23 protein-coding genes are annotated in these 21,402 nt (G+C 68.5%); 16 read left to right on the top strand and 7 right to left on the bottom strand.

Annotated features, from left to right (window positions below; genetic code table 11):
• Positions 1-86 precede the first annotated feature (86 nt).
• The 5 genes from LHJ74_RS06380 (at position 87) to LHJ74_RS06360 (ending at position 5,195) form a co-directional block, all read left to right on the top strand.
• Entirely contained in the window at positions 87-470 is a 384-nt protein-coding gene (locus LHJ74_RS06380; protein ID WP_260216514.1) for a tetratricopeptide repeat protein, read from the top strand.
• A complete protein-coding gene (locus LHJ74_RS06375; protein WP_260216513.1) occupies positions 439-576 on the top strand; it encodes a hypothetical protein in 138 nt (45 codons plus the stop codon). The genes LHJ74_RS06380 and LHJ74_RS06375 overlap by 32 nt, the downstream gene beginning before the upstream one ends.
• A gap of 21 nt (positions 577-597) precedes the next feature.
• A complete protein-coding gene (locus tag LHJ74_RS06370; protein WP_260216512.1) occupies positions 598-807 on the top strand; it encodes a hypothetical protein in 210 nt (69 codons plus the stop codon).
• 286 nt (positions 808-1,093) lie between these two features.
• Entirely contained in the window at positions 1,094-1,945 is an 852-nt protein-coding gene (locus LHJ74_RS06365; RefSeq protein WP_260216511.1) for a GNAT family N-acetyltransferase, read from the top strand.
• A gap of 118 nt (positions 1,946-2,063) precedes the next feature.
• Complete coding sequence (locus LHJ74_RS06360) at positions 2,064-5,195, top strand: DEAD/DEAH box helicase (RefSeq protein WP_260216510.1); 3,132 nt, start codon at positions 2,064-2,066, stop codon at positions 5,193-5,195.
• On the opposite strand, the gene LHJ74_RS06355 is transcribed toward LHJ74_RS06360, so the two are convergent.
• Positions 5,175-5,603, bottom strand: coding sequence for a (deoxy)nucleoside triphosphate pyrophosphohydrolase (locus tag LHJ74_RS06355; RefSeq protein WP_260216509.1), 429 nt, complete (start codon positions 5,601-5,603; stop codon positions 5,175-5,177). The two genes, LHJ74_RS06360 and LHJ74_RS06355, sit on opposite strands and share 21 nt — an antisense overlap.
• 525 nt (positions 5,604-6,128) lie before the next feature.
• On the opposite strand from LHJ74_RS06355, the gene LHJ74_RS06350 reads away from it, so the two are divergent.
• From LHJ74_RS06350 to LHJ74_RS06335, 5 genes are read left to right on the top strand one after another with little or no spacing between them, the layout of a single operon-like run.
• Positions 6,129-6,977 (top strand): helix-turn-helix domain-containing protein, encoded by an 849-nt coding sequence (locus tag LHJ74_RS06350; RefSeq protein WP_260216508.1) that lies wholly within the window; start codon positions 6,129-6,131, stop codon positions 6,975-6,977.
• Positions 6,974-7,162 carry a DUF397 domain-containing protein gene (locus LHJ74_RS06345; RefSeq protein WP_260216507.1) on the top strand — a complete coding sequence of 63 codons (189 nt, stop codon included), beginning with the start codon at positions 6,974-6,976 and terminating at the stop codon, positions 7,160-7,162. Before LHJ74_RS06350 ends, LHJ74_RS06345 begins: the two co-directional genes overlap by 4 nt.
• Positions 7,163-7,215: 53 nt before the next feature.
• Positions 7,216-8,157, top strand: a complete 942-nt coding sequence (locus tag LHJ74_RS06340; RefSeq protein WP_260216506.1) for an immunity 49 family protein — start codon at positions 7,216-7,218, stop codon at positions 8,155-8,157.
• A gap of 37 nt (positions 8,158-8,194) precedes the next feature.
• On the top strand, positions 8,195-8,707 hold the full coding sequence (locus LHJ74_RS34360) for a type IV toxin-antitoxin system AbiEi family antitoxin domain-containing protein (RefSeq protein WP_375546667.1): 513 nt from the start codon (positions 8,195-8,197) through the stop codon (positions 8,705-8,707).
• A gap of 5 nt (positions 8,708-8,712) precedes the next feature.
• Positions 8,713-9,291: a putative endonuclease domain-containing protein gene (locus LHJ74_RS06335; RefSeq protein ID WP_260216505.1), complete on the top strand. Its 579-nt coding sequence runs from the start codon at positions 8,713-8,715 to the stop codon at positions 9,289-9,291.
• A 39-nt stretch (positions 9,292-9,330) separates the two neighbouring features.
• Here LHJ74_RS06335 and LHJ74_RS06330 read toward each other — a convergent pair whose 3' ends face one another.
• Complete coding sequence (locus LHJ74_RS06330; protein WP_260216504.1) at positions 9,331-11,556, bottom strand: MMPL family transporter; 2,226 nt, start codon at positions 11,554-11,556, stop codon at positions 9,331-9,333.
• 237 nt (positions 11,557-11,793) lie between these two features.
• Between LHJ74_RS06330 and LHJ74_RS06325 the strand changes: the two genes are divergently transcribed.
• From LHJ74_RS06325 to LHJ74_RS06315, 3 genes are read left to right on the top strand one after another with little or no spacing between them, the layout of a single operon-like run.
• Positions 11,794-13,599: a serine/threonine-protein kinase gene (locus LHJ74_RS06325; RefSeq protein ID WP_260216503.1), complete on the top strand. Its 1,806-nt coding sequence runs from the start codon at positions 11,794-11,796 to the stop codon at positions 13,597-13,599.
• Entirely contained in the window at positions 13,596-14,960 is a 1,365-nt protein-coding gene (locus tag LHJ74_RS06320) for a hypothetical protein (protein ID WP_260216502.1), read from the top strand. The genes LHJ74_RS06325 and LHJ74_RS06320 overlap by 4 nt, the downstream gene beginning before the upstream one ends.
• Complete coding sequence (locus LHJ74_RS06315; protein ID WP_260216501.1) at positions 14,924-15,973, top strand: alpha/beta hydrolase family protein; 1,050 nt, start codon at positions 14,924-14,926, stop codon at positions 15,971-15,973. Before LHJ74_RS06320 ends, LHJ74_RS06315 begins: the two co-directional genes overlap by 37 nt.
• Before the next feature lie 25 nt (positions 15,974-15,998).
• Here LHJ74_RS06315 and LHJ74_RS06310 read toward each other — a convergent pair whose 3' ends face one another.
• Positions 15,999-16,691 (bottom strand): NAD(P)-dependent oxidoreductase, encoded by a 693-nt coding sequence (locus tag LHJ74_RS06310; RefSeq protein ID WP_260216500.1) that lies wholly within the window; start codon positions 16,689-16,691, stop codon positions 15,999-16,001.
• Between the two features lie 126 nt (positions 16,692-16,817).
• Entirely contained in the window at positions 16,818-17,600 is a 783-nt protein-coding gene (locus tag LHJ74_RS06305; RefSeq protein ID WP_260216499.1) for an SDR family NAD(P)-dependent oxidoreductase, read from the bottom strand.
• A gap of 35 nt (positions 17,601-17,635) precedes the next feature.
• Between LHJ74_RS06305 and LHJ74_RS06300 the strand changes: the two genes are divergently transcribed.
• Positions 17,636-18,265 (top strand): TetR/AcrR family transcriptional regulator, encoded by a 630-nt coding sequence (locus LHJ74_RS06300; RefSeq protein ID WP_260216498.1) that lies wholly within the window; start codon positions 17,636-17,638, stop codon positions 18,263-18,265.
• 17 nt (positions 18,266-18,282) lie between these two features.
• Here LHJ74_RS06300 and LHJ74_RS06295 read toward each other — a convergent pair whose 3' ends face one another.
• Positions 18,283-18,942: a DUF4291 domain-containing protein gene (locus LHJ74_RS06295; protein WP_260216497.1), complete on the bottom strand. Its 660-nt coding sequence runs from the start codon at positions 18,940-18,942 to the stop codon at positions 18,283-18,285.
• Positions 18,943-19,044: 102 nt separating this feature from the next.
• On the bottom strand, positions 19,045-19,359 hold the full coding sequence (locus LHJ74_RS06290) for a cupin domain-containing protein (RefSeq protein WP_260216496.1): 315 nt from the start codon (positions 19,357-19,359) through the stop codon (positions 19,045-19,047).
• Between the two features lie 163 nt (positions 19,360-19,522).
• Between LHJ74_RS06290 and LHJ74_RS06285 the strand changes: the two genes are divergently transcribed.
• Positions 19,523-20,362, top strand: a complete 840-nt coding sequence (locus LHJ74_RS06285; protein ID WP_260216495.1) for an MOSC domain-containing protein — start codon at positions 19,523-19,525, stop codon at positions 20,360-20,362.
• A 7-nt stretch (positions 20,363-20,369) separates the two neighbouring features.
• On the opposite strand, the gene LHJ74_RS06280 is transcribed toward LHJ74_RS06285, so the two are convergent.
• The gene (locus LHJ74_RS06280) at positions 20,370-20,702 is read right to left on the bottom strand and encodes a glyoxalase superfamily protein (protein ID WP_260216572.1); all 333 of its coding nucleotides are present in this window, start codon (positions 20,700-20,702) and stop codon (positions 20,370-20,372) included.
• Between the two features lie 161 nt (positions 20,703-20,863).
• On the opposite strand from LHJ74_RS06280, the gene LHJ74_RS06275 reads away from it, so the two are divergent.
• On the top strand, positions 20,864-21,301 hold the full coding sequence (locus LHJ74_RS06275; protein ID WP_260216571.1) for a PPOX class F420-dependent oxidoreductase: 438 nt from the start codon (positions 20,864-20,866) through the stop codon (positions 21,299-21,301).
• The last annotated feature ends 101 nt before the right edge of the window (positions 21,302-21,402 follow it).

The raw sequence follows: 21,402 nt of genomic DNA, 5'->3' as shown, positions 1-21,402 counted from the left end.
AGAACCGCCCCCTCCCGGATGCGTCACCACTCGTGACGGAGAGGCATGCGCCCCTGCCGGAGCCCGCTGGGGCAGGGAAGGCAGCGATGGTCACCGACTGGCTCCGCAACCGGGAGAAGACCCACGACCTCCTCGACCGGTCCGGGAGCGCTGCCGACAAGACCGCACCCGAGGCGCTCGCCCGCTGCGCCGAGGAGCACATGGACGAGGAGGACTGGGAGCAGGCACAGGCGCACTACCAGCAGCTGATCGACCAGTTCCCCGACAGCGAGCGAGTGGCCCAGGCGAAGAAGGGCCTCACGAAGGCGACGCAGACCATCGAGCTGGAGCACGTGCGCCGCTTCCTCGGGGGGAGACGGCACCTCGACTCCCGAGTACTGCTCCAGCCCGGCCGGATACAGCGGCGCCAAGCCGTACGGCAAGGGCACCAACCGTGCGATGTTCTACGGCAACAGCACCTACACGGATGACCTCCCCGGCGACTGGGGGACCACGGATGCGGCCAAGGCGGTGCTGGTGGTCTGCGCGGGTGACAGCAAGATGGGAGACGCGGTCCGGACCTGCCCGTACGACTAACAAGCGGGCGGCAGCAAGAACGTGACCTTCCACCGCATCAAGATCCCCGTGAAGGTCTACGAGCCGCGGACCGGGGAACTGCTGACGACCGGCACGGTGCAGATCAGCGGCACCAGCTGCCCGAGCAAGCTGTTCTCCATCGACCACGGCGACGGTCCGCCCTCGGACCGGTACGTCGACAACTCCAAGTCCGATGTTGGAGACGCGTTCCGTCCACTGATCAAGCGCTGACCGACCCACGGGGACCGGCCCACCCACCCCCGGTCCCCGCGTACCGCCCGGCGGCCATCGCCCTTCGCGTCCGATCCCGTTATTACCGGGTTCACTGTGGCGCGCCGAGTGGGCAACCCGCATCCCCGCCGTGCGCATGATGCGGTGGAGTGGATGCGGAAGCCGCCGCACAAACAGAGATCATCTTCCAGGAGGGTGCGGCCATGGGTGAGTCCTCAACCGGCCTGCCAGCGAACCTCGTGCACGTACCTTCTCGGCCTCGCCGGGGCATCCTTCGGAGGTCCAGGTGACCGCGCTGGACATCACCGTCGCGAGCGCCGACGACCTCCGCCTGCTCGCGGACTGGGCCGCCGCCGAAGGCTGGAACCCGGGCGACACCGACAGGCACGCCTTCTTCGCCACCGACCCGCAAGGCTTCCTGATCGGACGGCTCAACGGCGAACCCGCCGCCTGCGTCTCGGTCGTACGCTACGGAAACGACTTCGGCTTCCTCGGCTTCTACCTCACCCGTCCCCCACTACGCGGCAAGGGCTACGGCAGGCAGCTGTGGCGCGCGGGCATGAGCCGTCTGGCGGGGCGCAACATCGGCCTGGACGGAGTTGTCGCCCAGCAGGCCAACTACCGTACCTGCGGCTTCCGTTCCGTCTGGACCAACGTCCGCTATGAGGGCAACCCCACCGGCCATCCCGTCCCGCCCCCGCCGGGCCTCACCCTCACCGACGCCCGTGCCCTCCCCTTCACCCAACTCGCCGCCTACGATCGCCGATTCTTCCCCACGGCGCGCGACAGCTTCCTGGCCTCCTGGATCACCGCACCCCAACGCACCGCGCTGGCCGCCCTCCAGGACGGCGAACTCTGCGGCCTCGCCGTCCTCCGCGAGGCCCGCACCTCTTCCCGCCTCGGCCCGCTCTACGCCGCCACCCCGGAAATCGCCGCCACCCTCATCCACACCCTCGCCGCCACCGCCCCGTCCACCCCGATGGCCATCGACGTCCCCCACCTCAACCCCCACGCCGCCCACCTGATGTCCCGCCTCGGCCTCACCCCCACCTTCGAAACCGCCCGCATGTACACGGGCCCCACCCCCACCACCGACCACCCCTCCCTCTACGGCATCACCAGCCTGGAACTGGGCTGACCAGCGCCCTTCCCTCGATCGCGGCCAACCGCCGGGCTTCGCGGAAACACCTCTCCATCTCCGCTGTCAGCGCGCTCTGTTACAACAGGGATCTGAGCTCACGCCCTTGGGAGGGGTCTTGACCGACGCACTCTATGCAGACAATCCCGCTACGGGCCTCTACGAGCAGTTGATCACCCAGCGTTTACAGGAACGCATCAACGAGCTGAAGCAACAGGGGTGGAAAGTCTCTGAGGAGGATGTCAGCGAAGCTGATTCCACTACCCTGCTCGCGGGCCACATCAGTGAGATCATCAGACAACACCTCGCCACCATGACAAAGGTTGAGCAGGTGCTCGCCGCCAACCTGATCCTCGAGTCACTGGCGAGCGCTGAGGGCGCCAAACAGTGGATCGACCTCGTCGCCGGGAGAGAGCCCCGGCAGGTCCTGGCTCTCTCCAACCCGGACACTGACGAAACCTTTGGGATCCGTCCCAGTACTCCACTGTCCGAGAGCGCGCTCCTGACGAACGCGCCCGACGATCCGAGCCTCGGCACGGAGCTTCGTTACGAGCTCGCTTCCGCTGATCGCGTGGATCTACTCTGCGCCTTCGTCAAGTGGCATGGTCTGCGCACTCTGCAGGCATCACTCGAGGCGGCACACAAGCGGGATGTACCCATGCGCGTCATCACGACGACATACATGGGTGCCACGGAACGACGGGCGCTGGATCGACTCGTACGCGAATATGGCGCGGAAGTAAAGATCAATTACGAGATCCACACCACCCGCCTTCACGCCAAAGCATGGCTCTTCCGCAGGAACACCGGATACGACACTGCGTACGTCGGTAGTTCCAACCTGTCCAAGTCAGCTCTCCTCGATGGGCTGGAGTGGAACGTCCGGCTCTCGAGCGTAGCCACGCCAGCAGCGATGGTGAAGTTCGATTCGACCTTCGAGAGCTACTGGGCCAACCCTGCATTTGAGTCGTACGACCCAGACCGGGACGCGGAACGCCTCGACGAGGCGCTGCATCGAGCCGGATGGATGCCCAACGCAAGCACGCCTAACGGCATCTTGACTAGCCACGAAGTGCGCCCGTTTCCGCATCAACAAGGCATGCTGGAGCGGCTATGGGTGGAACGCAAGGATGGCGCGGACCGGAACCTGCTCGTGGCTGCCACTGGCACCGGGAAGACCGTGATGGCCGCGCTCGATTTCCAGCAGCTCCGCAAAGAGCACGGGGATTTGAGTCTCCTCTTTGTGGCACACCGAAGGGAAATTCTCACTCAATCACGGGACACATATCGGGCTGTCCTCAAGGAGAGGAACTTTGGAGAGCTACATATTGGTGGGCATGTCCCAAAGAAGCGGCAGCATGTGTTCGCGAGCATACAGTCTCTGCAATCTCAGATCCCCGATGGGCTGTCAGCAGATCACTTCGACGTAATCGTCATCGATGAGTTTCATCACGCCACTGCCAACACCTACAAAGAGATAATCAAGCATTTTAAGCCCAAGCACTTGCTGGGCTTGACGGCGACGCCAGAGCGCGCAGATGGCTATCGAGTGCAAGACGAGTACTTTGGCGGCCACATCGCTGCAGAAATGCGTCTGTGGGAAGCTCTGACCAACGAACTTGTCAGCCCATTCCAGTACTTCGGCATCGCTGACGAAACTGATATGACCGGAGTCCACTGGAAACGTGGAGGTTACGATCGCGCAGAGCTCGAAAATGTTATTGACGAAAACCAGACTCGCGCTGAGCTGATCATCGATGCACTTCGGGACAAAATCCTAGATCCCAAATCGATGCACGCACTGGGATTCTGTGTCAGCATTCGACATGCGCACTTCATGGCAGACTTTTTCTGCAAGAAGGGGATCAGGGCCAAGGCGCTTGATGGGAGCTCCTTGGACAGTGAGCGACAGGCAGCTCTCGACGCGTTGAGACGAGGCGACATTCAAATCCTGTTCGCCGTCGACCTCTTCAATGAAGGTCTGGACATTCCGGATATCGACACGCTGCTGTTCCTGCGTCCGACCTCAAGTGTCACGTTGTTCCTGCAACAACTCGGTCGCGGGCTCCGCAGAACACCGAACAAAGCTGTGCTGACGGTGCTCGATTTCGTGGGGCAGCACCGCAAGGAATACCGATTCGAGGATCGATTCCGAGCTATCACCAACCACGGCCGTACGCGACTTGCCAAGGACATCGAGGACGACTTCTCGCACCTTCCCTCCGGGTACGAAATCATACTCGACAAGGTTTCCAAAGAGCGAATCCTTGAAAATGTCCATGCGCATCTGAAGTTGAACGTCCTTGGACTCGCGGCTGAAGTCAGAGGGTATGGACTCGACAACCTTCTGGATTATCTCAAGGAGAGCGGTCGAGACATCGATGAGATCTATCGAAATAATTACTCCTGGACAACGCTCCTGCGTCGCGCCAAGCTCCTAGATCCACCCGAGCCTCCGGGCGAGAAGAGCCTCCTCAAGCGCGTTTCTGTCTTCCTGCGCGTGGATGATTACGCCCGGCTGACTGCATACGAGCAGCTCCTGGAGGACGATGCGCCAGGTTACGATGACCTCAGCCCCACAGATCAAAAGTTCGCCCGCATGCTCTACTTTTCCATCTGGCCATACGGAACCGGTGGCAGCACCTATCAGGAAGGACTGAAAACACTGCACCCACAAGAAAAATTTCGCAAGGAGGTCCGCGACGTACTGAAGTATTCCAAGCGGCAGGTCGACCACCTTCCTGTGGAGCTTCCCGAGGCACATGCTTCCATTCCCCTGGTTCTCCACGCCTCGTACTCCCGCGAGGAGATCTTGACCGCGCTTGATGAAGTAGAATTGGGAGGATATCTTCCAGGCCATTTCAATAGCGGCGTTCGATGGTCAAACAAGCATCGTATCGACGCGCTTCTCATCAATGTGGAAAAGAGTGAGAAAGACTTCAAACCCAGCACGCGCTACAAGGACTACGCAATAAGTCCTCGCCGATTCCACTGGGAGTCGCAGGGGAGAACCCCGGAGCACAGCGCCACAGGAACGCGGTACCAGACTCACCAAAGCGACGGCTCCCATGTGTTCCTCTTCGTACGCCGCTCCAACACGAACGACGTCGGCAACACGCAGCCTTACACATTTCTCGGCCCGGTAAACTACGTAAGCCACGAGGGCAGCAAGCCGATGGGGATCACATGGGAACTCGATTATGAGCTTCCCGACGATGTTTGGACATACTCAAAGATCCCGATTTCCTAGCATGTAGCTCCGCAGCCGTGCGACCACATCACGCACGAACGGGATGTCCTGCTCAAGCCAGTCGACGTCAAACGCCTGCTCTGAGGTGAGCCAGCGCACCGCATCGTGGTCCTGAAGCGGCTGCGCCTCGCCCTTGAGTAGACGTACCTCCCAGGCCCGTAGAACAAGCCTGCCGTTCAACTGCCACTCCCCCGGCAGGCGTTCCAGGGGCTCCGTCTCGATGCCGAGTTCCTCACGGAGTTCGCGAGTCAGGGCGTGTTCCGGAGACTCGCCCGGTTCGACCTTGCCGCCCGGAAGCTCCCAGCGTCCGGCGAGTGCGGCGGGGGCGGTGCGACGGGCTGCGAGCAGCCGACCTTCATGGCACACGGCTCCCGCCACGACGACTGTCCGTTCCACTCCGTCTGTCATAAGAGGCACCCTACGGGCCCTGCGGAAAGCCAACTTCACCGTCGAACTCTGTCGACAGCTCACACCAGGTGGTCTTGCTGTTACCGCTCAAGATCACGCCCCAGCGGGCGGACATGAGCCCGAGCAGGGTCAGTCCCCGCCCTCACTCCTCGCCGTCCAAGGCATCAAGAAGGGCCGGGAGTGTGCGGCAAGCCGGGTCCGTGAGTTCGATGCGGAGCCGATCGGCTCGTACCGAGACGGCCAGGGAGACGGGTGTCACCGCTGGGTTCGGCCAGGAACGCTTCCTCCCAGCGCCGCACGGCCAAGTCCTGTCCCGTGATCATTCGCGTCAACTCCCTGCGGGCTGGGTCCTTGAGCAAGGTGACGGTGAGGCTTCGACCAAGGACTGTGAGTTAATTCTCGTGCAGCGTGGCAGCCTCACGTCCCGATATGCAATATGCACGCCGCGAATCCCACGAACGGGTGATTGTCTGGGGCGGGATCTTCCCAACAGACTGAATCGTCGCTGCCGAAGGAGGACTTGGCGTGGCTGGATCCCCTACTGCTCGCCGCCGCCGTCTCGCCATCGAGCTGAAGAAGCTCCGTGAGGAGCACGCGCTGACCTGCAACCAGGTGGGCGAAGCCCTGGACTGGAGCGGTTCCAAGGTCAATCGGATGGAGACCGGTGGCGGTCGCGTGCAGCCCTCGGATGTCGAGGCGCTCTGCCGCTTCTACAACACGGCCGACGACATGCGCGACCTGCTCAAGAGTCTGGCCAAGGACTCCAAGACCCGCGGCTGGTGGCGTGCCCATGGCGATGCGGTGCCCTCTTGGTTCTCCGTCTATGTCGGCCTGGAGCAGGCGGCCTCCAGTTTGCGCACCTACGAGTGCGAGTTCGTACCCGGCCTGCTCCAGACCGAGGCGTACGCCAGGGAGCTGCACGTTGCTTCGTCGCCGCCATCACCAGATGACATCGAGCGGATGATCGCGGTGCGCATGGAACGGCAGGCGCTACTCAGGGCCACTGCGCCGCCGGACCTCTGGGCCATCGTGCACGAGGGCGTCCTGAGGCACCTGGTAGGCAGCAGGGAGGTGATGTGCGAGCAGATGGAACGCATAATGAAAATGGCACAGTTGAAGAACGTCACCATCCAGGTGCTGCCGTTCGGCGCAGGGAGCTACCCGGCCACCGGGGCGTACACGATCTTGGGGTTTCCTGAGCAGGAGGACCCCGATGTCGTCTACCGGGACGGCCTGACAGACGGCACGTATCTGGAGCATCAAGACGACATCGCCCGCTACACCAGGGCGTTCGACAACCTCCGGGCGCTGTCGCTCAGCCCACAACTGTCGATTGCACTGATCAGAGATGCGATGCGAGGACTGCCTTCATGACCGAACCGGCTCAGCTCCTTTGGCGCAAGAGCAGCTACAGCAACGGATCCGGGGGGAACTGCATAGAAATGGCCACCCCGGATCGCGGGGTGGCCGTACGGGACAGCAAAGACCCCGCAGGGTCCGTGTTGCGGTTCACGGCGGAAGCGTGGCGGCGCTTCGTCGTGGGCGTGCAGGGGCGGTAGGCGCAGGTCGGTAGCCTTCCGGTGCCGGTAGAGGGATCGAGGGAGACGACGACATGCAGGAAGTGGCGTGCCACCGCGTCGGTGAAGAGCGCATCGCAGAAGCGCTGGAGGGCATACACGGGCGGACGATCGGCCACTGGCACGACCTGCGCTACGGCGACGGGACCCTGCAGGAACTCCGGGATGCCTCCGCGGATCTCCTGGATCACGTGGGCGCGTGCACGGGGCAGGATCCGGCCCTTGAGGGAGCCTCCGTGCGGCTGGCCCTGCGGACGGCTGCGGAGTGCACGCTCGGTGTACTGAGCCTCGGCTGCTTCCCCGACGGCGACCAGGAGATTCCCTTCCCGCTCATCGGCGAGGAGCTCACCAGCGAGCAGGGGATCATCCTCGGGTACCTGGTGGATCAAGCGCCCACCACGAGTACCTGGCTGGACTCGTTCGGGATGTGCCTGATCAGTGGCCTGGTCTGGGAGCGGAACCGGGTGATCGGACTGCTACTACGCGAGGACTACGCACCCGCGATCCGCGACGGGGTGCCGTATTCGCGGCTGGAGTCGCGTTCGGACCCGGCGGGCCTCGCGGAGATGGACGCGTTGTGCGGCTATCTGACCCAGGCAAGCGGGCATCTTCCCCGGGACTGGCCTTCTATCACGCTGCGCAAGCCGGACGCCGGAGAGCGCTTCGAGGCCGCTCGACGGCTGGACGCCCTCAGCGAGCTGACGCCGGACCAGCGTCTGCTCCGCGTACTGCTGGAGGATGACCAGTCGGCCTTCGAGCAGGCCCTGGCCGGGCGTCTCGTCCAGCACCGCGAGAGCGAGGGTGGGAGCGAGAGCGCGGCGTCCGGTGCGGCTCCCCGGAGCCTGCTGCCGGTCGGCGCGATCGCGCTGGCCGCGCTCGCCGTCCAGGTGCACGGATGGGAGTTGCGCATCAGGTCCGGCTATCTGCCGGAGGGTCTGCTGCGTGCACCGGAGGGCGCTCCGCAGGTCGGCGTCTGACGGAGAGTCGCCGCGGCTCTTGGGATCGGTCGACGGAATGGACGGTTTCAGGGGCTGGGTGTGGGCGGAGCGTCGACCGTTGAAGATCGATTGGGGGTTTTCCACAGGGGTTCCGGGGCGGGGGTGCTCTTGGGAAAGTGACCGCATGGTCGCTGAGGGGGAACTGCTGGGCCGGGTGCGCCGGATGGCCGCGCGGCAGGATGGCGTGCTCACGGGGAGGCAGGCGAGCAGGCTGGGGGTGCCGTCGGCGCTGGTGCGGCGGATAGTGCGGGCGGGGGCGTGGGTTCCCCTGGCCCGTGGGAGTTACTGGGTGGTGCCCAATGGGCTGCCACGACTGGCTACCCGGGTCCGCGCCGCGCTGCTGGCCTGCGGGCCGCGCGCCGTTGTGGTGGGGCCGACCGCCGCTCGGTTGCAGGGCTCGCGGGCCTGCCGCGTGCGGCGGACGAGACCGTACATCTGGCGAGCCCGGCGCCTGGGAAGCCCCGGCCTGGGCTGCTGGTGCACCGGGTCGGCAGCCGGCAGTGCACCTCGCTGCGCGGGCTTCCGGTGACGACCGTGCCGCAGACCGTCGCTGACCTGCTGCTCACGCAGGACCGGATGACGGGTGTGAGCGTTCTGGACTCGGCGCTGCGGCAGGGGAGGTTGCCCGGAGCCGCCAACTCGGCCACGGCCGGTGCGGCGGGCGGGAAGCGGGCCGTGCTGACGCTGCTGCGCGGGCGTACGGGCGCGCCGCGCGCCCGGGTGTGGCTGGCCGAAGGGGACGGGCGGGCCGAATCCCCGCTCGAGACCCGGCACCGGCTGATCTGTACGGACGCGGGGATGGCGCCGGAGGTCCTCCAGTGGCGCCTTGCGGATCCGCACACCGGCACGCGGTACCGGGTGGACGCGGGTTGGCCGAGCAGGGGGATCGGCGTGGAGGCCGACGGAGAAGAGGTGCACAGCAGGCCGCAGGCCGTGTACGCCGACCGGCACCGGCAGAACGCCCTGCTGGCCGCGTACCCCGGCCTCGTACTGCTCCGCTTCACCTGGCAGGACGCGCTGCGTCCCGCCAGGTTCCTCGACCAGCTGGGGCAGGCGCTCCGACTGAGGAGTCGGTCGACGGAAATGACGTTTCCCGCCCCGGGTGGTGGGTGAAGCGTCGACTGATGTCGGCGAGTGGCCGGTTGGAGGCGGTCAGAGGCGGGTGTGGGGGAGGACGCGGGCGAGGGGGCGCGGGAGCCACCAGGCGTGGCGGCCCAGGAGTTGCATGACGGCCGGGACGATGAGGCAGCGGATGATCACTGCGTCGACGAAGATGGCCACCGCCATGCCGAAGCCGACCTGTTGGAGCATGCGCTCCGGGCTGAGCATGAACGCCCCGAAGACCACGACCATGATGGCGCCGGCCGCCGTGATCACCGAGCCGGTGTGTGCCAGTCCCTCGCGCACCGCCAGGGCGGCGTCTCCGGTCCGTTTCCACTCCTCGTGGATGCGGGAGACGAGGAAGATCTCGTAGTCCATGGACAGTCCGAACACGATGGCGAAGATGACCACGGGCATCCATGCCTCGACCGGGCCGGACTCGACTCCGAACAGGCCGTGCTGGAAGACCAGCGTCATCGACCCGAGCGCCGCGCCGATGCTGAGCAGGTTGAGCAGCGCCGCCTTGAGCGGGATCCACACGGAGCGGAAGACCATCATCAGCACGATGACCGACAGTCCGACGACGATCGAGATGAAGAGCGGCGTGCGCTCCGAGACCTTCGCGGAGTAGTCGTCACCGGCCGCCGTGCTCCCGCCGACGAGGTAGTCGGCGCCGGTCTTTTCGGCAAGTGGCGGCAGCACGCGTTCGCGCAGGTGGGCGACGAGGTCCGAGGTGGATTCCGACTGCGGTGAGGAGGTCGGGAAGGCGAGTACGGTCGCGGCGCGGCCGTCGGCCGTGGGCACCGGCGGGGCGGTCGCCTCGATGCCCCTGGTGTCGGCAAGGGCGCGGGTCACCGTGCTTCCCGCGGTGCTCAGGTCGCCACGGTCCGCGTCGATCACGACGAGGAGCGGGCCGTTGAAGCCGGGCCCGAAGCCCTCGGAGAGCAGGTCGTACGCCTTGCGGCTGGTGGTGTCCGACGCGTCGCTGCCCGCGTCGGCGAAACCGAGCCGCATACCGGCCGCCGGGACGCACAGCGCGCCGAGCGTGACGACGGCCAGCAGCAGCGCGGCGAGCGGGCGGCGCTGCACCCTGGTGGCGAGGTCGCGCCATATCGTTCCTTCGGGTGCCTTGTTCCTCGCGGCGCGTGCGGCGGCCCGCGCGGTGAACTGGCGGGCGAAGCGCGGCCCGAAGACGCCGAGCAGCGCGGGGAGCAGTGTCAGCGAGGCGACCATGGTCGCCAGCACGGTCAGTGCGACGGAGAAGGCTATGCCGCGCAGCGAGCCGAGGCCGAGCGCGACGAGCCCGAGCAGGGCCAGGATGACCGTGCATCCCGCGAAGAAGACGGACCGTCCCGCCGCGTCCAGGGCGTTGACGGTTGCGCGTTCCGGGGCGGCACCGTTGATGAGTTCCATACGGTAACGGGCGAAGATCAGCAGCGCGTAGTCGATGCCGACTCCGAGGCCGACGACCATCATCATGTACGGCGTGTAGTCGGCGATGGTGAACATCTGCGAGGCGACGACGATCACGCCGAGTGTGGAGCCGACGGCGAACACGGCGGTCACGATGGGGAGTCCGGCGGCGATGAAGGTGCCGAACATGAAGACGAGGATGACCAGCGCGGCGAGGACGCCCGCCCCCTCGGCGACTCCGCCCTGCCCCGTCCCGAGCAACCGGGCGGCTTCGCCGCCCAGTTCGACCTGGAGGCCGTCCACGGTGTTGCGCTGGGTGACGTCGAAGAGGCGCTGGGCGTCGTCCTTGGTCATCTCCGTGGACGGGACGTCGAGGACGACGGTGGCGTAGCCGATGCGCCCGTCCGGAGCGATCGCGGCGCCGCCGTCGTACGGGCTGTGCACCTGATCCACCTTGGGCTGCCGCGCCACCTGGGCGAGCATGCTCTCGACGCCCTTGCGGGTGTCCGGGGTGCGCAGCCCGTCGTTGCCGCCGCTTCGCAGGACGATGTCCAGGGTGTCTCCGGTACGGGCCACGCCGTGTTCGGCCAGTACGTCGGCGGCCTGCTGGGATTCGGTGCCGGGGAGGGAGAAGTCCTCCCGGTAGTCGCTGCCTACGAGGGAGGCGACGGTCCAGATGCCGACCAGGACGGCCAGCCAGAGGCTGAGCGCGAGCCGCCGCCTGCGGTGGGCGAAGCCCGCGAGGCGGGCGAAGACGCCGGGTGGCCGGGCTTCCCGGTCGGGGCTGGTCACGGAGGCGGGATCGGTGACTTCGGTGGCGTCGGTGGAGGCCGCGGCCGTGGGGACCGGTTCAACGATTCTCATGCCCCGAAGACGACGTAGCCCCTGGGGGTGTGACACTCCGCGAGCGGGACGAGGCGTGGTTCGCCTTCTGCCGGTGCGGCGCCGTTCGCCGTATCGTGGCGGGCTATGGGGGCGGATCCACGCGAGACAACTGGCTCACCGGCGAGGCCGGAGCCGTCGGCGCGCGATGCTGCCCGTCCGGACGCACCGAGCCCGGCCCGCGGCGAGACGGATCAGCTCTGCGAGGAGTGCGGTGCGGTGAACCGGGCTCCGGTCGGGGTCAGTTGCACGGAATGCGGTGTCGCGTTCCCCCACCGGCCGATGCGCCTCCCCAGCAAGGGCGATGTGGTCGGCGACCGCTACCGGGTGCTGGGACCGCTCGCCCGGGGTGGCAGAGGCTGGCTCCAACTGGCGGCCGATGAGGCGCCGCCGGCGGAGGGCCAAGACGGAGGCGCCGCGCCGGGAGCGGGCGGAAGGCTGGTCGTGCTCAAGGAGTTGATCCCGAGGGCGGGGCACGATGTATCACCGGAGCGCGAGTTCGGCACTCTCATCGACCACCCGCACATCGTCGGCATCCGCGACATCGTCACCGACGGCCGCCGGGAAAGAGACGCGGTCGACTACCTGGTGATGGAGTACGTGGAGGGTGCCACGCTCTCCGAGGTGATCCGCGCCGCGAAGGCCGGTGGGCCGCCGCTGCTGGCGGAGCAGGTGATCGCGTTCGGCATCCAGATCCTCGACGTGCTGGGGTATCTGCACCGGCTGGGGCTTCTCTACTGCGACTTGAAGCCGGGCAACGTCATCCTCCAGGGCGGGCACATCAAGCTGATCGACCTCGGCGCCGTCCGCCGCGTCGACGACCGGGACTCCCCCGTGATCGGCACGCCGCGCTACCAGGTGCCGGAATCCGAGATGCGCACGTACGGGCTGACCGTACGTTCCGATCTCTACACCGTCGGTACGACGCTGCGCGAGCTGGTCGAGGCCAGCCGCACGGAGGGGGAAGGCCACGGCGACGAGGGAGACGGCGTGCTGCGTGCGCTGCACCACGTCCTCAACCGTGCAACTGCCAGCTATGTGAAGCGGTATGCCCTGGCCGAGGAGATGAGCCAGCACCTCAGCCGTGCGCTTGAGCACCTGCTGTCCGAACAGCGCAGCTACACGGAGCCGACGCGTGCCGCGTTGGAGGAGGCCGTCGAGGCGGGCAGCACGGCCTACGACGCGAGGCGGCCGGTGCGGGCGGCGAGGGAGTGGGGCCGGGCGGTGGCGCTCGCGAGCGCCCTGGAGGACCGTGCGGTGCCGCGCCTGCTGCGCCATGTGGTGGACATCATCGACCCGGTGCGGGGTGTGGTCCGGGTGAAGGGGACCTCCACAGCACGGTCCGGCGCCGCGACGGAACCGCAGCACCCCACAACCAGCCGGCGCGGTGACGCGCCGTTCGAGGACGCGGGGATGGACGTACTGGGCGACGCTGTCCTCGACCTCGACAGCACCCCGAGCCGGGTGGCCATGCCCGCTCCGCCCTCGGTGAACTTTCGGCAGGGGGTGGGGAGCATATGGGGGGAAGCGAGCGTCCAGTGGGCTCCCCCTGCCCTCACGTACTCCGAGTCCTTCCCCTCCTGGCGGCTGGGCCTGCCCCGCCAACCCCCCGAACTGGCCGTCCCCGACCGGCCGTTCCACACGGAGCCGTACATCCAGCGCCTCGGAGACGAGCCCGCCCGAGTGGGGGTGCCCGCCACCGTGGCGTTCGCGCTGGTCGCCCCTGCCGTGGGCGAGTTGAGCGATGCTCCCGAGCCTTTGCCCGAGGCCGTGAAGCTGCGGGTGCTTCTCGATGCGCGGGGGGCGGCCGTCACTTGGCCCGTGACGCGGCTGGTGGAGCTGCGGGCCGACCGTACGACGGAGGTTGTCGACTTCGATGTGGTGCCCGCCGAAGCCGGGGAGCTCGGACTGACCTTCCGGATCTACCGGGATGTGGACAGCGAACTGCTGATGGAGGTGCAGGCGGAACTGGATGTGACCGGTGACGTCGGGGTGCCCGCCGGGCAGTGGGGATCGCGCGAATGAGCGGGCAGCTGAGGCATGTCGTCACCCAGGACCCCGCCCAGCGGATGCAGACCGCCTGGGGCCCCTCGTACAACCGGGCGCGTACGGCGCATCTGCGCTTCACCAGGGACCGGGACGAGCGGTACTACACCGTGCAGGCGTGGGGCCCGGCCTTCGCGGAGACCGGCGGCGGCGGGTATCAGGCACGACTGGCCGCCGAGGCCGACAGGATCCAGGGCGGCATCGCCAAGCTGCGCGAGGAGTGGCAGCGCGAGGTCATCGAGCGCGGCTGGGCCGATCCGGAGACCGGGCGCACCGTCCGGCCCTTCGTGGACGACTGGCGTACGGGTGCGAGCGTCCCGCAGGCGGTACTGCGGCGGGTGTGGCTGAGCCTGGCGCGCTCCGGGCACAGTCTGTTCCGGATGCTCTTCCACGGGCCGGACGCGGCACTCGCGGAGATCACCGCGCAGCTCACGCAGGCGCTGCGCGCCGGGCCCTGCGTGCTGACGATGGAGTCGGACGATCTGTATGTGCCCTGGGGCATGCTGTACACGCCCCCGCTCGACTCCGACGACCTGCTGCGCGACCAGTCCAGCGACCCTGCCGACGACGCGTGGTCGCTGGACGGCTTCTGGGGCTACCGGCATGTCGTGGAGCACAACTTCTCCCGGATGCCGGGCTTCGACAGCCGGATCGCCCTCCCCGACGACGGGCGGGTCGCGGTGGGGTTGAACGTGGACGGCAGAGTGGACGAGGAGTATCCGCGTACGGAGTTCGTCGGGGCGCTGCCCGGCATCTTCGAGGGCTGCGACCGGCGGTCCCGGGTGGAGGTGCGGGGTGCGAAGTGGGAGTTGGCGCGGGCGTTGAGCAGCCCCGACTTCGGTGACCACATCAGCTACTTCGGCTGCCACGCGGAGGTGGGCTCCACGGGATACGGACGCGGGTCCGGGGCGGCCGGGTACGGGGCCACGCAGCCGTACTTCGTGCTGGGTGACGACGAGCGCATCTACGTCTCCGACCTGATGGGCTGGCGCCCGGTGGACCAACTGGCCTCCAGCCCGCTGGTGTTCGTCGCCGCGTGTCAGGGCGGACAGCTGTCGTCCGACTTCTACCCCTCCTTCGGGAGGCAGTTGCTGGACATGGGGGCCCGCTGCCTGGTCGGCCCGCAGATCGATCTGCCGAGGGCCTTCGCGCGGGAGTACACGGCGCGGTTCTTCACCTCGTTCCTGGACAAGGGCGGCAGAATCGGGGACATCACGCAGGCGCTGGCACGGGACTTCGCCCGGGAGCACGGCAATCCGCTCGGGTTGATCTTCTCCCTGCACCGGGGCATGGACGTGCACCTGTGGTCACCCAACGAGGAGTCGGGGGCAGCACACTGACGGCACTACCGCTGCGGCCGCCGGCCGTACTCGACCTCACCTCGGACGGAGAGCTCCACGACGGCGACCCCGGCCGCCCGAGGGCGGGCTCCGGTACGCCCGTGCCACCCGCCGCCGTGCGCAGCTTCCTCGCCGACCGCCTGCGCGTGCCCGAGGACGCGACCGACATCGTGGTGTTCGTCCACGGCTGGCGCAACACCCCTGTCGGCGCGCTCGGTTCGGCACGGCGTCTGTTCGGCCTGGTGGAGACCGAGTACGCGCGCCGCCCCGGCGCGTACCCGGCGCTCCAGGGCTGGCGCGGGCACTATGTCGTGGTGCGGTGGCCGTCGATGAGCGATCCGCTGCTCCGGGGCTACCGGCGCATCCGCGACCGGGCACACGCGATGACGACGCGGGGCCGTGCCTCCCAGGTCCTCGCCCAGCTGCTCGGCTACCTCAACGAGCAGCGCAGGCTGCCGAACGCCGCACCGACGCTGCGCACCGCCGGGGGCCAGTATCTGCACTGCGTCGGGCACTCCTTCGGCGGACGCTTCCTGTCCGAGGCGGTGCAGGCCGCCGCCGACTCGCCTCCCCCGGTGCTGGGTTGGAGCCGCGCCGATGCCCGCTACCCGTACGCGGTCGACTCGCTGCTCGTCTTCCAGATGGCCGCCTCGCCGGGCGTCTTCGCCGACCGCTTCCCGCGCCTCCTCCACGACGCGCCGGTCAACGGGCCGATCGTGCTGACCCGTTCACGTGCGGACCGGGCGACGGGTCTGTGGCACCGGCTCGCGGAGGGTACCGCCGGGATCGGGTACGCGGGGGCGGACCGGCCGCCCGGGCACATCGGGGCGGTGCCGCTGCGGCGGCCAGACTCACCGTACGGGCGGGCTGAGCTGGACCACCGGATCGTGAACGTGGACGCCGGTCGGCGCTTCCGGCGCGGGCGGCTGTGGAATCCGGTCGGCGCCCACTCCGACTACTGCTACCCGGAGTCGGCTCACCTGCTGCTGTCACTCGCCGACCTCGCCCGCTGACACGAGTCGCGGGACGGCCGGTCGCTCAGGCCCGGGCCACCGTGAAGCGGCGCTGGATGTGCCGGGGGATCTCGGCCTCGTCGAGCAGGGCGACGGCGAGATCCTCGGCGGAGATGTCCCGGGGGTCGTCCCCCGGCGGCAGCATCGCGTCTCCGCCCGTACGGTAACGGCCGGTGCGCGCACCGGAGTCGATGCGGCCGGCGGAGGGGCTGAGGTAGGTCCAGTACCGGTTCGAGAGGCGGCACAGGTCCAGCACTGCGGAGTGGGCGCGGACGACCGTACGGTATTCGCGCGGTACGCCGAGCACGTCCGTCATGGTGGTGTCGAGTAGTTGCTCGTCGTCGATGAGCCGTACGCCCGGCGCGATCTCCAGGCTGCCGCCGCCTCCGACGACGAGCAGGCGGGTGGCGGGCGTGCACTCCAGGGCCTTGAGAAGGACGCGGGCGGTGGCGGGCAGCGCGTCCGCGTGGGCGATCTGGCCGGGGATGTCGTCCCCGGAGTTGATCGCGTTGACCGCCACGTCGAGTCCGGTCAGCGCCTGTGCCGCGCTCTCGGTGTCGGTGAGGTCGACGACCTTCCAGCGCGTCTCCCCCTCGTCGGCGGCCGGTATCCGGGCGGGGTTGCGGGTGAACGCCGTGACACGGTGCCCCCGTTGCCCCGCCTCCGCCACGACTGCTCTGCCGATGACGCCCGTTGCGCCGAACACTCCGATGTCCATGAGTGGTTGTCCCTCCGCAGTCCCTGTGCACCGACACGGTCCACACGATGTATAACTACTACACACCGTTCAGTTAAGCCACGGCCGAGAGTACCTCATGGAGTGCTGGCGCCCCACCCTCGCCAGTCAGACGCGCGGGCCGAGGAACAGGCCGCCACTCGCGTCGACTACCTGGCCGGTGATCCAGCGGGCGGCGTCGGAGGCCAGGAAGGCGACCACGTCGGCGACGTCGCCGGGCCCGCCCAGCCGGTCGAGCGCCGTCATGCCGGCGATCTGTTCGACGAGGCCCGGCACGTCGAAAACGGCTCCGTTGGCAGCCGTCCTGGTCGCTCCGGGGGCGACCGCGTTCACCGTGATACCTCGGGGCCCGAGTTGGCTGGCCAGGGTCCTGCTCATCGTCTCGACCGCGGCCTTCGTCATGGCGAAGGCCGTCTGGGCCGGGTTGGCCATCCGTGTCGCCACCGACGAGAGCGTGATGATCCGGCCGCCGTCGCGCAGCAGGGGCAGCGCCTGCTCGATGAGGAAGTACGGCGCTCGTACGTTGACCGCGAACAGGTGGTCGAACTCCGCCCGGGTCGTTGCGCCGAGCGGGCCGGTCGGCGCGGCCGCGGCGTTGTTGACGAGGATGTCGAGCGGCAGACCGGCCAGGCCGGCCTCGACACCGGCGAGGAGCGTCTCGACGTCGCCGCCCACGCCCAGTTCAGCCCGGACGGCGAGGGCGGTGCCACCGGCGCGTTCTATCGCCTCGACCGTCGCCGCCGCCCCGCTCTCGTCCGTGCCGAAGTGCACGATGACCATGGCCCCTTCGGCCGCGAGCCGGGCTGCGATCGCCTGCCCGATGCCACGCGACGCACCCGTCACCAGAGCTGTCCTGCCGACCTGACCGCTCACGCCGTCCACCCCACTCATACGTTAGTCACTAACAGTGGGGTAGTGTCTATCACATGATTCAACGGAAACCGACCCTGCGGGAGCGACAGCGATCCGAGACACGGCGCATGATCCAGGCGCACGCGGTGCGGCTGTTCACCGACCGCGGCTATGAGGCGGTGACGGTGACCGAGGTCGCCGAGGCTGCCGGAGTCTCGGCGATGACCGTGTACCGGCACTTCCCGACCAAGGAGGACCTCGTCCTCATCGACCAGCCCGCCCGGCTCATCGCCGAGCGGGTCGCCGCGTCGCCCGCTACGCATCCCCTGGTACGCCGCGTCGGCGGCGCACTCGTCGAGGCGGCCACCGCGTTGACCGGCGGAGACGGGGACGAAGCGGCGGTGAACGAACGGTTCCTGCTGGACTGCCTCCGGCTCATGGTCTCGACGCCCGCCCTGCGGGCCAGGCACCTGGACAGCCAGTACGCGCTGCAACAAGCCATCGTCGACGCCCTCGGAGACGACGCGACCACTCCCGACGCCGCGTTCCGCGCCCGAGCGGCGACCAGCGCATGCCTGGCCGCGATGCACACGGCGCTGACCCGCTGGGCCGAGGAGGACGGGCAGACGGAACTGCCCGAACTGATCGCACGGGCACTCGCCGCGTCCTTCGGTGATGTCGCCGCCACCGGCCGGAGTGACTGAGGCGACCGTGCCAGCCGTCAGGGCAGGGACGAGCCCGGGGCCATGGGAGGCTGATCCAGCGGGGCCGCCGGGAACGCCGGGAGCCGGATCGAGGGGCAGGCGGGCGCCGGGTACGGGCGCTCCTCGGGCAGCAGCCGGGCCGCGTCCTCGTACCTCCGGTCGCGTACGAGGGCATGGATGCCGTGCGCGAGCGCCGACACGTCGGTGATGCCGACCGTCCACTCGTCCGCGTAACGGCGCGCGGCCTCGCCCGAGAGACCGAGTTGCAGGGAGCGGTGCGGCAGGGGACGGAGCTGCAGATCGCGTTCCGGATCCCACTGGACGCGCGCCGGGGCCCCCTTCAACGCGGCAGTCCAGTCGGCCCGTTCGGGGTGGACGTCCGCGTCGAAGTGGGAGAGGCAGGCGTGATGCAGCGCCCACTCGAAGCCCGAACGGGTGATCTCGACCGCGAGCACCGTCTCCTGGTCCTCCTTCGCACCCCAGCCGCAGCGGTACATCATCCACAGGAACGACGGCTTGACCCACGTCATGCGGTCCCGCTTCCAGGCCGCAGGGAAGCGGCCCGTACGGGCGGCGGGGACGCCGATCCGGGGTGCGTACGCCTGGTAGACCGTGACCGTGTCAGCGGTGTGGGCCGCGCGGATGCGGTATCCGGGCTCCGGGGCTGGGGAGTTCATGGGGAAGAGAGTGCAGGTGGGGACGTCGCTCCGGCCAGCGAATTTTCCGGGGCGGCTTTGCCAGCGCGGAGTTGCGGGGACGGAGTTGCCGACGCGGAGCGGTCAGCCGTCCCCTTCGTCCGGGATCTCCACGAGCAGCAGGGTGCCGTGGCTCCCGGACTCGACCGCGTGTGTGGTCCCGGCCGGAATCACGCACAGTTCGCCCGCCCGCATGGTCACCGCCCGTCCGTCCAGGGTGAGCCGCATCTCGCCCGCCATGACCAGCAGCGTTTCGTCCGTATGGTGCGCTTCGGGCGCCAGCGGCAGTTCGTTCATCCGCAGCACCTTCACCCGCGCGGGCCCCACCTGCGCCAGCTCGTGGGAGTCCCACGCCCGTGGCAGGGCTGCGGCGGTGGTGGTGACGTCGGCTGGTGTCATGACATGCCTCTCCCGCGCGGCGACGCGGACAGGGGCCGCGTTGCCGACGTGTGTGGTCGCTGGATGCCGAAGACGCTACGCGGGGCCCGTGGCCGGTGGGTTGACCGTTGGGCAAAGGATCGGTGGGCCGTGCCATCACGGGTACACCCCTTAGGCTGCGGGCATGGCCACCATCACCGAGCTGATCACGTATCCGGTCAAGGGATGCGCCGGAATCTCGGTGCGGGACTCACCCGTCACCCCGGCGGGGCTCGCGCACGACCGCAGCTTCCTCGTCGTCGCGGAGGACGGCGTCTTCCGCAGCCAGCGGCGCAGCCCCCTGCTGGCCGTGGTCCGGCCCGAGATCGACCCGGCGGGCGAGTCACTCACCCTCCGTGCGCCGGACACGGAGCCGCTGCGGATCGAGGTGGACCGCGAAGGGCCCCGCCGCGACGTCGAGATGTTCCGCGTGCCCTACCGGGCGATCGACCAGGGCGAGGCGGTCGCGGAGTGGCTGTCGACTGTGCTGGGGGAGCCGAGCAGGCTGGTGCGGGTGCCGCCGGAGCACGGCCGGGTGACCGCCGGGCAGACGCCGGGCACCTCCGGCTTCGCCGACAGCAGTGCGATGCATCTGCTGTCGCTGCCGACCATGGGCCTGCTCAACGAGCGGCTCGCCGCGCGAGGCAGTGCGCCGCTGCCGAGTGCGCGCTTCCGTCCCAACATCGTGGTGGACGGGTGGGGCGCCGACGGACTCGAGCCGCATGCCGAGGACCGGGCGCGTCGGATCGAGGCGGGCAGCGCCGAATTCGGCTACGCGAAGCTCGCCATCCGCTGTGCGGTGACCACCGTCGAGCAGCGGTCCGGCCTCCGCGCGGGGCCGGAGCCGCTGCGTACGCTCGCGGAGTACCGGCGGGCGGCGGAGGGCGGTGTGGCGTTCGGTGCGAAGTTCTCGGTGCTGCGGCCCGGCAAGGTCTCGGTCGGCGACGAGGCGGCGGTGACCGCGTGGGGTCCGTCCGAGTTCTAGCCGGTGCTCACCCGATCGGGGTGCCGATCCGCAGGCGGTTGCCGTCCGGGTCGGTCAGCTCGATCTCCCGGGCCCACGGCGCCGTTTCGGGCTCCAGCCCGAACTCCGCCGCGAGAGCCTCCACATCGCGGACTCTCAGGTACACCAGCGTGCCCGGCCGCGCGTCGCCCTCGTGCTCGGACAGGAACAGCCGGACCTGGCCCCGGGCGATCTCGACGAACGCCGGGAAGCCGGGTTCGAAGCGGTGCTGCCACTGCTTGCCGAAACCGAGGCGTCCGTACCAACGGACCGACGCCGTAGCGTCCGTGACGTGAAGGATGGGGATGACCTCTTCGTCCATTTCGTCCATGCGGCCATTCTGGCAGCGCCTGCGGTCCCCTCGGACGCCCGTCCCGGGCATGGGAACGTAGAACCGCAGGACCGCAGGACCGCAGGACCGTAGAACCGCAGGACCGCAGAAGCACGGCCGGAGAGGAATCCGCCTTCGTGGAGAGGACGAAAGTGACCGTGACGGAGTCACAGGACGCGCTGCTCGCCTTGCTCACCGCGTACGACAGGGGGGTGCTGGTCACCCTGAAGCGAGACGGACGCCCGCAGCTGTCGAACGTCAACCACACCTACGACCCGGGCACCGGCCTGCTTCGGGTCTCCGTCACCGCCGACCGCGCCAAGACCCGCAATCTGGAGCGTGATCCGCGCGCGAGCTACCACGTGACCAGCGAGGACGGCTGGGCGTGGACGGTGGCCGAGGGGACCGCCGAGCTGTCGCCGGTCGCGGCGGACCCGTACGACGCGACGGTCGAGGAACTGATCGACGTCTTCCGCGCGCTCAGGGGCGAGCATTCCGACTGGGACGAATACCGTGCCGCGATGGTCGCCGACCGGCGGTGCGTCGTACGACTCCGTGTCGAACGGGCGTACGGGAAGCCGCGGGACTGACCGTGATCCGGGCGGCGGGGCCGAGCCGTACGCGCAGGCCGACGGCCCTGGTGTCGGGGGGTAGAGCACCAGGGCCGCCGGGGTAAGGGAGCGCGGAAGCG

This window comes from Streptomyces gossypii, from assembly GCF_025165795.1.
Taxonomy (GTDB): Bacteria; Actinomycetota; Actinomycetes; order Streptomycetales; family Streptomycetaceae; genus Streptomyces; species Streptomyces gossypii.
Note: the sequence above shows the minus strand (reverse complement) of the source record. Positions and strands in the feature narration are given on the sequence as shown.

Coding starts and splice junctions, on each gene's coding strand:
- LHJ74_RS06320 (WP_260216502.1), top strand. CDS start 13,596: ATGAGCGGGCAGCTGAGGCATGTCGTCACCCAGGACCCCGCCCAGCGG.
- LHJ74_RS06310 (WP_260216500.1), bottom strand. CDS start 16,691: ATGGACATCGGAGTGTTCGGCGCAACGGGCGTCATCGGCAGAGCAGTC.
- LHJ74_RS06305 (WP_260216499.1), bottom strand. CDS start 17,600: ATGAGTGGGGTGGACGGCGTGAGCGGTCAGGTCGGCAGGACAGCTCTG.
- LHJ74_RS06280 (WP_260216572.1), bottom strand. CDS start 20,702: ATGGACGAAGAGGTCATCCCCATCCTTCACGTCACGGACGCTACGGCG.
- LHJ74_RS06375 (WP_260216513.1), top strand. CDS start 439: ATGTTCTACGGCAACAGCACCTACACGGATGACCTCCCCGGCGACTGG.
- LHJ74_RS06330 (WP_260216504.1), bottom strand. CDS start 11,556: ATGAGAATCGTTGAACCGGTCCCCACGGCCGCGGCCTCCACCGACGCC.
- LHJ74_RS06345 (WP_260216507.1), top strand. CDS start 6,974: ATGACCGAACCGGCTCAGCTCCTTTGGCGCAAGAGCAGCTACAGCAAC.
- LHJ74_RS06295 (WP_260216497.1), bottom strand. CDS start 18,942: ATGAACTCCCCAGCCCCGGAGCCCGGATACCGCATCCGCGCGGCCCAC.
- LHJ74_RS06380 (WP_260216514.1), top strand. CDS start 87: ATGGTCACCGACTGGCTCCGCAACCGGGAGAAGACCCACGACCTCCTC.
- LHJ74_RS06290 (WP_260216496.1), bottom strand. CDS start 19,359: ATGACACCAGCCGACGTCACCACCACCGCCGCAGCCCTGCCACGGGCG.
- LHJ74_RS06300 (WP_260216498.1), top strand. CDS start 17,636: ATGATTCAACGGAAACCGACCCTGCGGGAGCGACAGCGATCCGAGACA.
- LHJ74_RS06285 (WP_260216495.1), top strand. CDS start 19,523: ATGGCCACCATCACCGAGCTGATCACGTATCCGGTCAAGGGATGCGCC.
- LHJ74_RS34360 (WP_375546667.1), top strand. CDS start 8,195: ATGGACGGTTTCAGGGGCTGGGTGTGGGCGGAGCGTCGACCGTTGAAG.
- LHJ74_RS06340 (WP_260216506.1), top strand. CDS start 7,216: ATGCAGGAAGTGGCGTGCCACCGCGTCGGTGAAGAGCGCATCGCAGAA.
- LHJ74_RS06355 (WP_260216509.1), bottom strand. CDS start 5,603: ATGACAGACGGAGTGGAACGGACAGTCGTCGTGGCGGGAGCCGTGTGC.